15 protein-coding genes, 1 pseudogene and 1 other annotated feature are annotated in these 12,858 nt (G+C 39.2%); all 16 genes and pseudogenes read right to left on the reverse strand.

Annotated elements, in window-relative coordinates:
• Nucleotides 1–9: 9 nt before the first annotated feature.
• The 16 genes and pseudogenes from ABD814_RS04400 to ABD814_RS04475 all read right to left on the reverse strand — a co-directional run bounded on the left by ABD814_RS04400 (nt 10) and on the right by ABD814_RS04475 (nt 12,329).
• Nucleotides 10–465, reverse strand: a complete 456-nt coding sequence (locus ABD814_RS04400; protein WP_344910716.1) for an ACT domain-containing protein — start codon at nt 463–465, stop codon at nt 10–12.
• Nucleotides 466–499: 34 nt separating this feature from the next.
• A complete protein-coding gene (gene obgE, locus ABD814_RS04405; protein ID WP_344910719.1) occupies nt 500–1,780 on the reverse strand; it encodes a GTPase ObgE in 1,281 nt (426 codons plus the stop codon).
• Between the two features lie 15 nt (nt 1,781–1,795).
• The gene (locus ABD814_RS04410) at nt 1,796–2,314 is read right to left on the reverse strand and encodes a Spo0B domain-containing protein (protein WP_344910722.1); all 519 of its coding nucleotides are present in this window, start codon (nt 2,312–2,314) and stop codon (nt 1,796–1,798) included.
• 253 nt (nt 2,315–2,567) lie between these two features.
• Entirely contained in the window at nt 2,568–2,858 is a 291-nt protein-coding gene (rpmA, locus tag ABD814_RS04415) for a 50S ribosomal protein L27 (RefSeq protein ID WP_344910725.1), read from the reverse strand.
• 15 nt (nt 2,859–2,873) lie between these two features.
• Nucleotides 2,874–3,206: a ribosomal-processing cysteine protease Prp gene (locus tag ABD814_RS04420; protein ID WP_344910728.1), complete on the reverse strand. Its 333-nt coding sequence runs from the start codon at nt 3,204–3,206 to the stop codon at nt 2,874–2,876.
• A gap of 11 nt (nt 3,207–3,217) precedes the next feature.
• Nucleotides 3,218–3,526 (reverse strand): 50S ribosomal protein L21, encoded by a 309-nt coding sequence (gene rplU, locus ABD814_RS04425; protein WP_344910731.1) that lies wholly within the window; start codon nt 3,524–3,526, stop codon nt 3,218–3,220.
• Nucleotides 3,527–3,541: 15 nt separating this feature from the next.
• Nucleotides 3,542–3,611, reverse strand: a sequence feature (ribosomal protein L21 leader region).
• 40 nt (nt 3,612–3,651) lie between these two features.
• Complete coding sequence (locus tag ABD814_RS04430; RefSeq protein ID WP_344910734.1) at nt 3,652–5,103, reverse strand: ribonuclease E/G; 1,452 nt, start codon at nt 5,101–5,103, stop codon at nt 3,652–3,654.
• A gap of 10 nt (nt 5,104–5,113) precedes the next feature.
• Entirely contained in the window at nt 5,114–5,968 is an 855-nt protein-coding gene (locus tag ABD814_RS04435; protein WP_344910738.1) for a site-2 protease family protein, read from the reverse strand.
• The gene (locus ABD814_RS04440) at nt 5,955–6,671 is read right to left on the reverse strand and encodes a peptidoglycan DD-metalloendopeptidase family protein (RefSeq protein WP_344910740.1); all 717 of its coding nucleotides are present in this window, start codon (nt 6,669–6,671) and stop codon (nt 5,955–5,957) included. Before ABD814_RS04440 ends, ABD814_RS04435 begins: the two co-directional genes overlap by 14 nt.
• Before the next feature lie 125 nt (nt 6,672–6,796).
• Nucleotides 6,797–7,594, reverse strand: coding sequence for a septum site-determining protein MinD (gene minD, locus ABD814_RS04445; RefSeq protein ID WP_344910743.1), 798 nt, complete (start codon nt 7,592–7,594; stop codon nt 6,797–6,799).
• The gene (minC, locus tag ABD814_RS04450; RefSeq protein ID WP_425549052.1) at nt 7,587–8,267 is read right to left on the reverse strand and encodes a septum site-determining protein MinC; all 681 of its coding nucleotides are present in this window, start codon (nt 8,265–8,267) and stop codon (nt 7,587–7,589) included. The genes minD and minC overlap by 8 nt, the downstream gene beginning before the upstream one ends.
• A gap of 42 nt (nt 8,268–8,309) precedes the next feature.
• The gene (mreD, locus tag ABD814_RS04455; RefSeq protein ID WP_344910747.1) at nt 8,310–8,852 is read right to left on the reverse strand and encodes a rod shape-determining protein MreD; all 543 of its coding nucleotides are present in this window, start codon (nt 8,850–8,852) and stop codon (nt 8,310–8,312) included.
• Nucleotides 8,852–9,733: a rod shape-determining protein MreC gene (gene mreC / locus ABD814_RS04460; RefSeq protein ID WP_344910750.1), complete on the reverse strand. Its 882-nt coding sequence runs from the start codon at nt 9,731–9,733 to the stop codon at nt 8,852–8,854. Before mreC ends, mreD begins: the two co-directional genes overlap by 1 nt.
• A 14-nt stretch (nt 9,734–9,747) precedes the next feature.
• On the reverse strand, nt 9,748–10,788 hold the full coding sequence (locus ABD814_RS04465; protein WP_344910752.1) for a rod shape-determining protein: 1,041 nt from the start codon (nt 10,786–10,788) through the stop codon (nt 9,748–9,750).
• Nucleotides 10,789–11,005: 217 nt separating this feature from the next.
• Nucleotides 11,006–11,146 (reverse strand): annotated as a pseudogene (locus ABD814_RS04470) (JAB domain-containing protein); the annotation flags it as partial.
• Nucleotides 11,147–11,252: 106 nt separating this feature from the next.
• The gene (locus ABD814_RS04475) at nt 11,253–12,329 is read right to left on the reverse strand and encodes a hypothetical protein (protein ID WP_344910755.1); all 1,077 of its coding nucleotides are present in this window, start codon (nt 12,327–12,329) and stop codon (nt 11,253–11,255) included.
• Nucleotides 12,330–12,858 lie beyond the last annotated feature (529 nt).

The following is a 12,858-nucleotide window of genomic DNA, read 5'->3' on the forward strand; positions in this document are numbered from 1 at the left end:
AACTTATCTCTACATCCCTGAACTTAAAATATCGACACGCTCAATATGCTCTTCAGATTTCAGCCGGAAAATTAATTGATCAAGATCAATCGTCAAGTGTTCAACATCTAATGACAACGTTACATTCGCTTTCCCGTGAATTGGAATCGTTTGGTGAATCGTTAAAATATTTCCCCCAGCTTTTGCGACAATATCTAATAGACGCGACAGTGTGCCTGATTGATCAGCTAAATGAAAAAACAATGTTATGATTTGCGTATGCTGGATCGTTTGTAACGGAAAAACAGCATCACGATATTTGTAAAACGCACTTCGAGATAAATCTACTTTTTTAACCGCTTCATAAACCGACTTGACCTTGCCGCGTTCCAACTGTTCTTTGACATCCAAAGTTTTGCGCATCGCTTCAGGTAGAAAATCACCACGAACTAAATAAAATGTTTTATGTTCATTTTCCACGGTCATATTCCTCCACTATAGTGAAATCAATCGCTACATTCTACTCGATAAATTCAAATTCATATTTCAATAATCGAACCGTATCACCGTCTTTTGCTCCTCGCTCACGCAGTGCCTGATCAATCCCCATCGCCCGCATTTGACGTGCAAATCTTTGGATCGACTCATCATGATCAAAATTCGTCATCTTAAATAATTTCTCAATTTTTTCTCCATATAAAACAAACGCCCCATCAGGATCACGAGTAATTTCAAATGGTGCTTCCTCAGCTTGATGCTTATAAATGACATGATCAGAAATTTCTTCAATCGGTTCTGTGTTTTTCGGTATTTTAGCTAATGTATCAGCAACCGCAAACAGCAATTCACGCAAGCCATCTCTCGTAAATGCCGAAATCGGATAAATCGGATGCGCCTCTTCAAGCTGTTCTTTAAATAATTCAAGCTGAGCTTCAGCATCAGGCATGTCCATTTTATTGGCAACAATGATTTGCGGACGCTCTAAAATTGACGCATCATATGCTCGCAGTTCTTCATTAATTGTCAAATAATCTTGATACGGATCGCGTCCTTCAGTTGCCGCCATATCAATTACATGAACAACAACACGCGTCCGTTCAACATGACGTAAAAATTGATGACCAAGCCCAACGCCAGTGTGGGCGCCCTCAATTAACCCAGGTAAATCCGCCATCACAAAACTGCGATGATCATCTGTTTCAACAACACCCAAATTCGGTGCCAGTGTCGTAAAATGATAATCAGCAATTTTTGGCCGCGCTGCGCTAACTACCGATAGCAGCGTTGACTTCCCGACACTCGGAAAACCAACTAAACCAACATCAGCAATCAACTTAAGCTCGATAATTATATCTCGCTCAACACCTGGCTCACCATTTTCAGCGATATCAGGCGCAACATTTCTTGCACTTGCGAAACGGATATTGCCACGACCACCACGGCCACCCTTAGCAATTAACGCTTGCTGACCATGCTCAGTTAAATCTGCCAAAAATTCACCCGTCGCCTCATCCTTGACAATCGTCCCAGGCGGAACAGGTAAAATCATCGGTTCAGAATTTTTCCCATGCATCCCCTTACTCATCCCGTTCTCACCGCGTTTTCCTTTAAAATGACGCTGATAACGGAAATCCATTAACGTATTTAACCCTTCATCCACTTCAAAAATAATATCGGCACCATTGCCACCATCACCACCAGATGGCCCACCGAACGGAATATACTTCTCTCGACGAAATGAAACAAGTCCATTCCCACCATCTCCAGCTTTCACATATACTTTTACTCGATCTACAAACATTTTGCCACCTCTTTATTATTGTGCCACCCAATAAAAACTTAGTTCCTCATCAGTCGCACGCTCAATCTGAATCCGATCAATTTTTGCCAAAGAATCTTTTAATTGATCTTTTCTTGAAAAATTCCCCCTACAAGTTAACAAAAGCGTAAACGGCTCGGATTTCTTCTGTTGAAATGTTATTGTACCATGATAAAGTGATAAATTCATTGATTGTTCAATAATCTGTTGATGAATCGTCTGAATCACCTCGGCTAGTTGCTGATCATCGATCTCTGGCTTCTGTTCCAAATCAATAATCGGTGTCCATTCTAAACCTGATTTCATATCAGTCAACTGGATCAAGGTAATAATTGTTTTTGGCAAAGGCATATTATGAAACAGCTGATCTTGATTGATTACTTTAATCAGTTCAGCAGCCTTCTCCTGAACAACATCTAGCTTGCCAAGCTGAGCATAACTAATAATTAACTGTAAATAATTCGCGTAACGATGTCGATAATGTTTTAATAAATTAATCGCTTCACGTTCATTCATTCTCCACACCACCCACGGTTTAATAAGCAAATTATAGCAAACAAAACCAGTTTCGTAAAAACTATTTTTAATTTCACTGATGCGTTAGTGCTTATTCGTTACCTCTTAGACACTTCTTTCAGCCCAACAGGACACGATTAGCTAGATTACGATCGGATAACCAACCCAAAAAAACACGAGCAACACATAATCAGCCAACAAAAAAAGCCTATCTTAAAATCTAGTCTTTTAAGATAAGCTTTTGTTTAATCTATTATGCTTCTTGTGCAACTGGGTATACACTTACACGCTTGCGATTACGCCCTACACGCTCAAAACGTACGATACCATCAGTTTTTGCATACAATGTATCATCTCCACCGCGACCTACGTTAGCGCCAGGATAAACCTTAGTTCCACGTTGACGGTAAAGGATTGATCCACCTGTAACGACTTGACCATCTGCACGCTTTGCGCCAAGACGCTGAGCGCGTGAGTCACGACCGTTTCTCGTACTACCAGCACCCTTTTTCGATGCGAAGAATTGTAAATCTAAACGTAACATTGAATTGCACCTCCCCTATTTTTCAGAGATGGATATATATTGACCATAATCACGCTCAATGGTTTTCAAACTGACGAGCATTCCCTCAAGCAACAGACCCGCCTTTCCAAGCGTTTCATCCGTTAACTCATCAGGAAGAACGACCTTCAAATAACCACCTTGACCGCCTTGATCAATTATAGGCTCGATCTCAGTTAGCTCAATCACTGCATTCGTCATCCCAAACGCAACCGCCGAAACAGCTGCACAGACCAAATCATAACCATAAGGTCCACTATTGGCATGACCACTCAGTTCAAAAGCAATCATATTTCCAGAATCATTTCGATTAATTTTCACTTTAATCATTCGAATCAACCTTATGCGTTGATTTTTTCAATTGTCACTTTTGTGTAAGGCTGACGGTGACCTTGTTTACGTAGATAGTTCTTACGACGTTTAAACTTATAAACCGTAATCTTCTTCTGACGTCCTTGTTTGTCAACTTTACCTGTAACAGTTGCCCCTTCAACAAATGGCGCGCCAACTTTAACGTCGTCACCACCTACAAAAAGAACCTTGTCAAACGTAACCGAATCGCCAGCTTCAGCAGCCAATTTCTCTACATAGATCTCTTGGCCCTCTTCTACACGAACTTGCTTACCACCAGTTTCAATAATTGCGTACATGTAATGCACCTCCCTAAAATAACTAAGACTCGCCATCACAGGTGCGACCTCGCTTAAAACCTGATCTGTGCGGTTGTAGCAACGGGTGCTACTTGCCTTGTATAACATTAAGATAATACCACGATCTAATTCAGCTTGTCAACTTTAAGTTTATTATTTTCAGCCAGAAATTCAGCAATCAACTCAATCGATCCCGACCGCTTAATATGATAACCTGAAACCCCTTTTGTTTCTAAAAAATTCACCTCAGTTTGGACCAGCTGATTAAAAATATCAGCGTCGATCCATTGATCCCAAGTTTGTCGAAAATGACTGGTAACTTCAACAACGACCGCTTCATCCCGAGTGGCAATCAGTTCCCGTTCTAGCGCATAAACTTTGCTCTCAAGCGATAACGGTCTCGTTTGAATTGGTTTAGCTGCGAGACTCAAATAGTGGGCAGCTGATTCCCGTTTACGCGTGAGTTCAAACAAGCCTAAGTCAGTAAATCCATAAATTTGCGTTCGGGTTGGATCAGCATGAACCGCCTGCTCAAATTGTTTAACAATTGCGGTTTTATGTTTTCGATCTTTCATTCTTAAAAAGTCAACGACAATCATACCTGATAAATTCCGTAGTCGAATTTGCTTGGCAATTTCACGAAGCGCAATCTGATTCACCTTGTAGGCAAAATTGTGCTGATTCATCTTCCCAGTAAAGCCGGATGAGTTGACATCAATTACAGTCATCGCCTCAGTATGATCAATCATCAGCGTCACACCAGAATCACAACTGACCTCAGGTTGGATCACAGACTGAATAAGTTCATCAATCGGTACTGGCAACAATTGTTCAATTTCTTTTGCCCAACTAACGATTGCCTCTAGCTCAGGATAACGGGACTTGATTTGATTAGCGACAGCCACTTGATCAACGTAAATTTGTTTTAACTGCCCAAATGGAAAGCGTCTAATTAACCGGTCGGTAACAATCTGATCTTGATGAAGCAAAACAGGTGCTTCACTTTTCTCAGCTCGTTTAAATAATGCCTGCCAAATCTTACGAAGTTGATCGACTTGATCAGCAAGCTGGTCGAATGAATAGCTTGCTGCAGATGTTCGAACAATCAATCCTTCATCATCTTCACACACTGGCGCCAAGTTCTGCTTAAAGAGCTGAGCTGTTTCTTGATCAATCTTTTTTGAAACAGCTAAGTAATTGCCGTATGGTAAATAGACGAGAGTATGATTAGCAATCGTTAAATTCATCGTCAACCGCGCACCTTTATCTTGATAGGCATCCTTAGTAATTTGTACAATAACCGATTGCCCCTCGTAAAGTAACGTCTCAATCGATTTTGTTTGATCCTTCCTGAATTCAGGGATTTCTTTTTTCTCTAAATAAGCAAGTTGTGCTTGACCGATGTCAATAAAGGCAGCTTGCAAACTCTGATCAACTGTAACTACTTTACCTAAAAAAATTGATTCAACTTGTTGTTTTTGATCAGGTCGATCAAAAGCCAACTCGATGATTTGATCACCCTGTTTTACGACACCAATTTTTTCTGTCGCTCTTGTCAATAAAATTAGCTCAACCATCATGATATCCTCATTTCATTGTTTGCTTCGTTAAGTCTGCTAAGGTTGCTTGATACTGCCCCTGATTAAAATAGTAATCTAAGCAATCTGTTTCACTCGTTATCGTCTGCTTGTCCCTAACCAAAATCGGATGGAATCGATTAAAATAAAAACGCTCAAAAACAGCCTTCAACTCAGTTTGACTTAAAAACGTCAACGGCTTCATTCTCCGCTTATCACTCTGTCGATTCATTCTAGCCAGTAAAAAGCGTTGATAAACATAAATCCGTCGCTTCCATTCTAAGCGATTTTCCCAAAATAGAAAAGTAAGCAAGACAAAACCATTCAATAGAGCTTGCTTCCATTGAATCATAAAAAAAAGAAACAGAAAAATACTGACAAAAGAAAAGAGTAGTGTAGATTGATAGGCTTGCTTAAATGGAGACAGCTTGTTCAAAGCGATATTTAAAAATTTCCCACCATCTAGTGGCCAGATTGGCAGTAAATTAAAAGCGACAATCAATAAATTATAACGAAAAGCGAAGTCAAGATACTCTGGGAGCAAAAAATTCTTCTGTTGCAAAAATAGTAACAGCAACAAAATTAGCAAATGTTGTGCTGGACCAGCAATTGTCACGAGAAGTTGTTGTTCCAATGGTTTATTGAGATGCTCCTCTGTTTCCATCACCCCACCAAAAACCCACAAAGTAATCCGCCTCACATCCCAATCGAAATATCTCGCCATTAAATAGTGACCGAATTCATGCCAACTTACAATGATAAATACGATTAAGATATGATAAAACATCCCCGTCATCATTGAAAGCACGAGAATAAACCAAAAAGTTGGATGCAAATAAATAAATCTCTGTTTATTCCAACCCATCAATGGAAATAACCTCGTTAGGATCTAAATAGTCCATCCCTCTTTGCACAGCAAAAAAGACCGTTGCATCACTTGATGTCGCGCCAATTTGTTGACTCGCCTGAATAAATTGATACGGTCGAACATCAATATCAGCTAAAAAACCATATGTCGATTTCGTCCGATCAGGATGCTGAATCACAACCGTTTTACCTGTTGTTCGATCATTTCCGGCAAACAAAACCACCCCTTGATCAATCGCATATACTTCGGGTTGATCTGCCGTTTCAATCATCAAACCTTGTCCATTTAAATCATATGACTGATTTATCACACCATTGACTGGAATCACTTGTTGGTTCGGTACCACTTGTCGGGATTCTTCCACAAAAAAGCCCAGTGGTGAGCCAAATTGTTCTTGATACCAAACATTAACCGTCGCAAATGGAAAATCCTCACGCAGTTGATCCGTCACCCACTGACTCACATCGTTTGCCGGTGATTTAAACTGATTAAAAAACAAGACAGCCAAAAAAACAAATCCAGATGCAATCAATTGCCTGACAAAAACAGGAGTTGTTTGCTCTGTTTGCTGATGACTCGGGTTTATTTTTCTCACGATTGGTTTAACTGGTCGACTAGCTGAGCGATTTTGAATCGCTCTTAACTTTTCTGCTTTTCGTTTAGCTAATGATCGTCTAAATTGACTGACATCTCGTTTCATCAATACTCACAACCTTCACTCACGCATTTGTACAAGTTTATTCACACGCAAGAAAATTATGAGTTAAAAAACCACAGAATCAGCTTTTAAACTAAGTTCTGTGGTGTGATTTTTTCCATAAAAACCTAACGGCCTCCGCCGAAAAATTTCTTCACTTTGGCAAACATCCCTTTTTCCTCTTCAAATGATTGCAATGGTACTGATTCGCCTAAAATACGACGGGCAATGTTACGATAAGAGATCGACGCTTTCGTATTTGGCTGAAAAGCAACAGGTTCACCATGATTCGATGCTTTAATCACTTCATCATCATCAGCGACAATGCCCAATAAATCGATCGCTAACACTTGAATGATCTCATCAACAGCTAACATATCACCCGTTTTCATCATGTGGTTTCGAATCCGGTTAACAACTAATTTAGGTGGTTCAATCTCTTCTTGTTCTAATAGACCGATAATCCGGTCAGCATCACGAACACTTGACTTTTCAGGTGTCGTGACAACAATCGCATGATCCGCACCAGCAACAGCATTTTTATAGCCTTGCTCAATTCCAGCAGGACTATCGATTAAAATATAGTCAAATTCTTGTTTCAATTCAGCGATAATATCGATCATTGCTTCTGGTGTTAAATCATGTTTATCACTCGTTTGAGCTGCGGGTAGTAAAAATAAATAGTCGAATCGTTTATCTTTAATGAGTGCTTGCTTTAACTTACATCTTCCTAATGAGACATCAATAATATCGTAAATAATCCGATTTTCTAACCCCATCACAACATCCAAATTTCGCAAACCAATATCCGTATCTAATAAGCAAACCTTTTTATCCATCAGCGCAAGTGCTGTTCCTAAATTCGCGGTCGTTGTCGTTTTCCCAACGCCACCTTTTCCTGACGTAATGACAATTGCCTCAGCCATTTAAAACACTCCTCTCAAAACCATTTAATTCTGGCCTTTTCCTAGCCACAACTTGCAATCGATCAATAATGATTTTATTTGATTCATCGATATAGCCACATTCCATGTAGACACCTTCAGTTTCATAGTCTGGTGAGCGACTATAAAGATCCGCAATTCTTAATTGAACTGGGTTCATATATGATGCCATAATAACAGCATCACGATTCCCTTGATAGCCAGCATGAGCAATCCCATTCAGATTTCCCATGATAAACACATTTCCAGTCGCCTTTACTGTTCCACCTGGATTAACATCACCGACTAACAATAAATCACCAGTTATCTCGATCTCTTGTCCAGATCGAATCGTTTTTGCCAAAATCCGTACATCACTTTCTTCTTTCCATTTAATCGCCTCATCTTTTAGAATGACTTTTGATTCAATGTTTTGGACGACTAATTTTTTCTTTTTTCTAATTAAATCACGTAATATTTTTTCTTGATCAGTATGTAAATGACGATATCCTAACTGAATATTGATTCGAACTAACGAATCTTCAGCTTCTAAGTCATCTTGTGAGAGAACCCGATCAAGCTCAACGATCAAATGATCAAAAGAACAGGAATCGTCAAGATAAAGTGTCAAGCCATCTCGTGTTCCTTTAATTATAATATGATGATTTTTTTCGATCAAGTCTGTTCCTCCTATCCAATAACTTCACCCATGAATGCATTAATTAGTTGATTTCTCCAAATCAAATCGTTCATCAGACCATTTGATCAACGTTTTTCTAAACAATAAATATAAAACGAAAAACAAGATCAGATTAATTGCCACTGTCGGCATTAAACGGTAATAAAAATAATCCGACATCTCCATCTGGGTCACACCGATAAAGTGATAAATGAAATAGAGTAAAGAATCGACCAAACCGAGACTGACAGCTGTTAAAAGTGTGGCGACGTAGAAGTTCGTTTGCAGTATCTTACGCATACCATGAACAAAGTAAATCATAAGCGCATAACTAAACATATACACGCCAATGATGTCGGTGTAAATAATATCAATGATTAGCCCAACAAATAAAGCTGCCAAAAGAGCGTAATAAGTTGTTTCCAAATCATAAAACAATTTAATCAGCACTAAAAACAAAAAGCATCCATGTATAACAACAATCCAACCTGCTGCATCGAAACTCGCTGGAATCAGATTCGCTGTTGCTCCCTGGAGTATGATTAATAATGCCAATATGAGGGGCAAATAAATCCTAGACATCAATTTTCCACCTCATCTTCCCCATCATCATCAAAGACCGTCTCAATATCACGATCAACAACAATAACATGACGAAGATCATCAAGGTTTGCCGAAGGTTGTACATAAGCAATTTGCGTTAATCCATATTGATCAGTCGACACCTCGTCAATTTGACCAATTTCCAATCCATCTGGAAAAACACCACCAAGTCCTGATGAAAAAACAAATTCACCTTCAGGAATTTCATCATAATACTCCGTAAATTCAAGCAACAACTGATTTCTTTCCTCACTATAGCCAAGGATAAACCCCCGAGCATCTTGATCACTGTCACTTAAATCAACATTAACCGCAATCCGATTCGAGCGGTCAAAACCATTTAATAACAAGACATTTGAGGTAAACTGTGAAGCAGAATGGATCTTCCCAATCATTCCTTCCGCCGTAATGACCGCCATATCCTTTTGCACACCATCCTGGATACCTTTATCAATCGTTACTTGCTTAAACCATTTCTCAGGACTTCTTGCAATTACTGTAGCATGGATCGGTGTGTAGTCACGAATACTTTCAGATTTTTCAAGTGCCCGCATAAGCTCTGCATTCTCTTTTCGTAGCTCTTGGACCTCATATAAAACTTTTTGGTATTGTCCTAAATTTTCTTTTAGGACACGATTTTCATCATACATATTTTTCATATCATCAATATTTGAGACAACATCGGTCAGATAATTAATCGGTTTTAAAACAATCATTTGCGCCCAACCGAAAGAATCCTGAAAAAACTCTTCAATAGATGTTCGCTGATCACGATTCATTAATGAAAAACCGATCAGACCGACTAATATTATTAAAGCTAAAAGAATTGAAAACAGACGTTTTCTACGAAAAAAAGACATCACAAATCCTCCAATTAATCAAAACTAAATTGAGCTAAACGATTAGACTGAGATTTAAAATGATCAATATATTCAAGTGATTTACCTGTACCAATTGCGACATTTTCAAGCGGATGTTCCGCAATAAAAGTCGGCATATTCGTCTGGTCAGCAATCACTTTATCTAATCCTTGTAATAACGCTCCACCACCTGATAACAGAATACCACGTTCCATGACATCTGATGCAAGTTCTGGAGGTGTTTTTTCTAACGCGTCTTTAATCGCGTTAACAATCGAGTAAACCGTATCAGATAACGCTTCTGCTACTTCAGTTGCTGTCATTGTAATCGTTTTAGGTAGACCCGTTAAAAGATCTCTCCCTCTAACGTCCATTTCCATTACATCTCGATGTCCATTTGCCGAACCGATTTCCAATTTTATCGCTTCTGCTGTTCGTGCGCCAATCATTAAACTATAGTTTTTACGCACATACTGAATAATCGCATCATCCATATCATCACCAGCTTTACGAATTGAACGACTCGTGACAATACCTCCTAACGAAAGCACAGCAACCTCTGTTGTTCCACCACCAATGTCGACAATTAAACTACCCGTCGGTTCCCAAACAGGTAAACCAGCGCCAATTGCCGCAGCAAAAGGCTCTGAAATTGGCAACGCATTTTTTGCCCCAGCTTGCTTTGTCGCATCAATTACTGCTCGTCCCTCGACCATCGTAATTCCAGATGGCACGCAAACCATCACATCTGGTTTTCGGGCTAAAACAGACCGTTTCTTATCAGCTAAACGGAGATAGTATTTCATCATCACTGCCGTTGTATCATAATCAGCAATCACGCCACCTTGCATTGGACGAATCACAGAAATATTCCCCGGAGTTCGACCAATCATATTACGCGCTTGGCTGCCAACTGCTTCGATTTCTTTAGTTGAATGATTGATTGCAACAACTGTTGGTTCTCGGACAATAATTCCTTTGCCATTGAGGTATATTAGGGTATTCGCCGTTCCTAAATCAATTCCTAAATCTTGCCCAAACTTAAATTTAGCCATATTGATCGCCCTCTCTATCCGAATCTCAATCCACCAACATTATTCATACTTAGACTCACTTAGGTATCATGAATTTTAATTAATTTGTTTAATTTTACTTCTTTTATTAGTTTAACATAATAAGAAGCACCTTACGCAAGAAAATTCTTAGCGTAAGGCGCTACTTGTCATTGCTTGCTCATTTAATTATACGAGAGTTTAGAAAAAATAGATAGTGCTAGACGTATCCTTTTTCCTTTAGTGAGATAAATCGATTATCACCGATGATAATATGATCCAAAAGTTCGATTCCAATCATTTTCCCACACTCCGCAAGCCTTTTTGTCACGTGGATATCTTCTTGAGATGGTGATGGATCGTAGGGTCGGCTACCTAGATGCTTAAACTTTTAGCCTCCCTCAGAACCGTACGTACACCTTTTCGATGTATACGGCTCAACAGTTGACGACAGTCTCACGATCAATTCATTCACTTCTCTTCGTTAATATTAGCCGTTTAAAACCCATTGTTTTCAATAAATAGTTAGCCTGTCCCATCGTGCAACCCTGCTTCAACGCAACCGTCTTTAATAAACTAAGTTGCGCAAAATAAACCAAATGACCTAAAACACGATAATTATCAGCATAACGATAATCAAATGCCACCCGCTTGAGTTCCTGCTCATAAATCGAATAAATCGCTGGAATCGGTCGATGAACTAATCCCCCCCTCGCCCTTGGATTACGATTATGAAAATCACCATATTGAAACAGTGCCGACAACTTAATCAGCGCCTGTTGAGGTACATCAATAGAGATTTTTTTCGATTTCAAATCACGTCTAACCGCGTAACCCTGATAAAGAAGTGGTTGTGAAAAATGACTGAAGTAACAATCAACCTGCTTGTTTAGCTTGGAGTATAATTGATGAGAAAGGCTACGGACAGTTTCTTTTGTCGATGATAACCCTAAATAAATATGGTTATTATCGTAAATCAGATTAAAGTCAAGTCGTGAATTTAAGACAGGTAATAATTTGTAGGAAAAATAAACAGCCTTTGAAAGCTTTTGAAAACGAGGATAATCTTGAACTTGAAGTTTCTCTAATACATAGAAAAGAAGTGCTTTAAACCGTGAATCAGCAATTGAAAAATCAAGACAATGCTTTAATCCAGTCCAATCATCAATCAATACCTCAATTGCAACTACCCAATTTACAGCTTGAAACCGCACCCTCACTTGCTCTAAACAATCACCAACTGTTTGCGGATGATTTTTTAAAAATTGTTGTGCGATAAATAGCTCTTGGAGCATAAACAAGCAAGTCTCGCGAAGGATCCCGTCTTCTGTAGAAGTTAACTGTGCAGAGTGTTGTGGTGTGTTGATTATGCCAAATAACTTTGTTGAAGTGTTGATCAGATCTTGTTCTGAACAAGTCAATTGCTGACAAGCATGTCTGATGATTTCTTGATGCCTGAGCAACTTGTAGCAATCTTTGATTCGCCTTTGATTTGTAATGCGATCACGCATAATTCCTAATTGATCAAAAGGTTTTTTTGTCACATTCATGACACCTCTTTTAAGTTTCTATTCGTCAACCTGTCCCCCTTCCCCATGCTAAACGAATTACCGCAAACGTTGAGTACTATGGGGACTCCGTTACCATATCACTTTTAAAAAGTGACTTAGGCAATCCCTACCTTACAGCTAATAGAAGATGCGTGATGGTTAGGTATTCCTTTCGACTGTTTCCTTAAATTAAGGATTGTTGAATAAGCCTTATTATAAAAGTAACCTGGCGGATCACTTTTATCCTATTGATTAATTCCACCCAAAAACATTAGTCTAGAATTCAAGCAGTTTAGCTTTTACCATACACCACTTGACCGAACCACATCATGCGATTGTCCTTCTCTCACGTTTCCGCTAGAAGTCAGATGCTGGTCATAGAATTTAATAAGGAATTCTAGGTCGATTAAAGACCACTCCTACTAACCACAGTATAGGCGCACGCCAGAAGATAGCAATAGGTAAGGCTTCGAAGTCATCTCCACCTTTTCCCCTGCTCCACACCGTGCATGCAACTTTCATC

The organism is Amphibacillus indicireducens, assembly GCF_039539605.1.
Lineage (GTDB): Bacteria > Bacillota > Bacilli > Bacillales > Amphibacillaceae > Amphibacillus > Amphibacillus indicireducens.

Excerpts from the sequence above, each read along its gene's own strand:
- mreD (WP_344910747.1), bottom strand. The coding sequence starts at position 8,852 with ATGTCTAGGATTTATTTGCCCCTCATATTGGCATTATTAATCATACTC.
- ABD814_RS04400 (WP_344910716.1), bottom strand. The coding sequence starts at position 465 with ATGACCGTGGAAAATGAACATAAAACATTTTATTTAGTTCGTGGTGAT.
- minD (WP_344910743.1), bottom strand. The coding sequence starts at position 7,594 with ATGGCTGAGGCAATTGTCATTACGTCAGGAAAAGGTGGCGTTGGGAAA.
- rplU (WP_344910731.1), bottom strand. The coding sequence starts at position 3,526 with ATGTACGCAATTATTGAAACTGGTGGTAAGCAAGTTCGTGTAGAAGAG.
- ABD814_RS04410 (WP_344910722.1), bottom strand. The coding sequence starts at position 2,314 with ATGAATGAACGTGAAGCGATTAATTTATTAAAACATTATCGACATCGT.
- ABD814_RS04465 (WP_344910752.1), bottom strand. The coding sequence starts at position 10,788 with ATGGCTAAATTTAAGTTTGGGCAAGATTTAGGAATTGATTTAGGAACG.
- ABD814_RS04430 (WP_344910734.1), bottom strand. The coding sequence starts at position 5,103 with ATGGTTGAGCTAATTTTATTGACAAGAGCGACAGAAAAAATTGGTGTC.
- ABD814_RS04435 (WP_344910738.1), bottom strand. The coding sequence starts at position 5,968 with ATGGGTTGGAATAAACAGAGATTTATTTATTTGCATCCAACTTTTTGG.
- ABD814_RS04440 (WP_344910740.1), bottom strand. The coding sequence starts at position 6,671 with ATGAAACGAGATGTCAGTCAATTTAGACGATCATTAGCTAAACGAAAA.
- mreC (WP_344910750.1), bottom strand. The coding sequence starts at position 9,733 with ATGTCTTTTTTTCGTAGAAAACGTCTGTTTTCAATTCTTTTAGCTTTA.
- rpmA (WP_344910725.1), bottom strand. The coding sequence starts at position 2,858 with ATGTTACGTTTAGATTTACAATTCTTCGCATCGAAAAAGGGTGCTGGT.
- ABD814_RS04420 (WP_344910728.1), bottom strand. The coding sequence starts at position 3,206 with ATGATTAAAGTGAAAATTAATCGAAATGATTCTGGAAATATGATTGCT.
- obgE (WP_344910719.1), bottom strand. The coding sequence starts at position 1,780 with ATGTTTGTAGATCGAGTAAAAGTATATGTGAAAGCTGGAGATGGTGGG.